Origin of the sequence: Sulfurimonas sp., assembly GCF_016744025.1 — a bacterium.
In the GTDB taxonomy this organism is placed as follows: Bacteria; Campylobacterota; Campylobacteria; order Campylobacterales; family Sulfurimonadaceae; genus Sulfurimonas.
Genome location: NZ_JADGFC010000230.1, coordinates 1 through 2128 on the forward strand (window position 1 = coordinate 1; position 2128 = coordinate 2128).

Here is a 2128-nt window from a genome sequence, read left to right on the forward strand (position 1 = left end):
TATAATATATACTTAAATTATAATAAGGAGTTAATATGCGTTTATGTTTTAAAAAGAAGATAATTCTTACAGTAGCGATGTCTTTAGTGGTATCTTTGTTAGTTTTTGGTGGATTTGCTTTTATTGATAGTAAAGCAAATCTTCGTGCAGAAATAGAGAAAACAAAGCTTAAAGAAGCTCAAATCTTAAAAAAAGATATAGAGGCTTGGTTAGACTCCAAAAGACTAGTACTTGAGACAAGCGCAGGTGATGTCTCAATGCTTTCTGAATTTACAGTTGAAAGTGTAAAACCATATTTAGAAACAACACATAGACTTACTGCTGCTGCTAGTACTTACATGGGTATTGAAGAAACTGGACTTGCTGTATATGGTAACGATCAAACACAAAGTGAAGGATATGAACCAAGAAAAAGACCTTGGTATATAGATGCCAAAGCAAAAGGTCACTCATATGTCACAGAAGTTTATATAGATGCTATTACTGGTAAACCAACTATTTCAATAGTTGCTCCTGTATATAAAAGTTCAAAACTTGTAGGTGTTATATCAATTGATATTTTTTTAGATGAAGTAATAGAAAAAATAAATGAAGTAAAATTTGAAGGCGGTTATGCTTTTGCTACAGAAGATAGTGGAAAGATTAATTTCCACCCTAACAAAGAAGTAGTTGAAAAGGTACTTTTTGATTTAGATCCATCTTTAAATGGTTTAGAATCTTTGATAAGAGATAATAAGTCCGGTATTTATCATTATAATGATCAAGGAGAAGGCAAATTACTTGGCTTTAGCAAACTGTCTAATGGTTGGATAGTTTATGTAACAATTGATAGAGATGTAGCATTTGAAAACGTCAACCTTATGATGACAAAGTTAATCATTACAGGTTTAATTATGATTGTTCTTTCTCTCATTATCATACATGTTTTAATTAGTATGTTGTTTAGACCATTAGAAGAGCTCAATGTTATCTTAGAGAATCTTTCAAGTAGCGAAGGTGATTTAACTCATCGAATAGAAGTAAAAACAAATGATCAAATTGGAGACATTGGTAATAGCGTTAATGCTTTTGTGCAAAAGATACATGATATTGTAGATGTAGCGAAAAAGAATAGTTCAGAAAATGCTTCAGTGGCTCATGAATTATCAGCATCTGCGATTAGTGTCGGTAAGTCTGCTGAGACTCAATCCACTATTGCTTCAAAAACAACTATTGATGCTACTAAACTAAAAGACTATTTACATGATTCTGTTGCAAATGCTGAAAGCTCAAAAGAAGAGCTAAGAGATGTAACAACGAGTCTTCAAAAGGTTGAAAGTGATGTGTCAAATCTCTCAAATCTTCTTCAAGATACAGCACAAAAAGAAGTTGAGCTAGCAGATAAGCTTACTCAAGTTAGTGTAAATACAAATGAGGTAAAAGATGTATTATTAGTTATTAATGATATAGCTGACCAAACAAATTTACTTGCCCTAAATGCAGCTATTGAGGCAGCAAGAGCTGGAGAACATGGTAGAGGATTTGCTGTTGTAGCTGATGAAGTAAGAAAACTTGCGGAGCGTACACAAAAATCACTTGTTGAGATAAATGCTACTATAAATGTAGTTACACAGTCAATAAACGATGCTAGTGGAGAAATGAATAATAACTCAGAGAATATAAATAAAATCTCTAGTATTTCTGTAGAAGTTGAGTCTAATGTTTCAGATGTATCAAATGTCTTAAATAAAACTATTGTGACAGCTTCAGCTACAGTTCAAGACTATATAGATACTTCTTCAAAAATAGATGTTATGTCTAAAGATATTAATTCTATTAATGAATTGTCAAGTACAAATGTTAGAAGCATAGAAGAGATAGCAGGGGCGAGTGAACATCTTCATTCTCTAACTGAATCACTTAATGATGAGCTAAGTAAATTTAAATCATAAGAGAGTGTAAAAATAACTGTGTAAACCTTAAAAAGTTAATTCATTTGATAAACTAATCACGTGAATTATTAACAAGGATTTACACATGAGTTTAATTATATAATGAACCCCTAAAACTGAACCAGTAAAATTTGTTTTCTTATTTCAAAAATGATAAAATTGAAATAGAAAATATAGGGATTAAATATGAGTGTAAA

1 protein-coding gene is annotated in these 2128 nt (G+C 31.0%); it reads left to right on the plus strand.

The window, feature by feature from the left end; genetic code table 11:
- Nucleotides 1-35 precede the first annotated feature (35 nt).
- Complete coding sequence (locus QZZ48_RS15540) at nucleotides 36-1931, plus strand: methyl-accepting chemotaxis protein (protein WP_294967165.1); 1896 nt, start codon at nucleotides 36-38, stop codon at nucleotides 1929-1931.
- Nucleotides 1932-2128 lie beyond the last annotated feature (197 nt).

What these genes read in the sequence shown, in the direction of transcription:
- QZZ48_RS15540 (WP_294967165.1), top strand. Translation starts at nt 36, where the DNA reads ATGCGTTTATGTTTTAAAAAGAAGATAATTCTTACAGTAGCGATGTCT.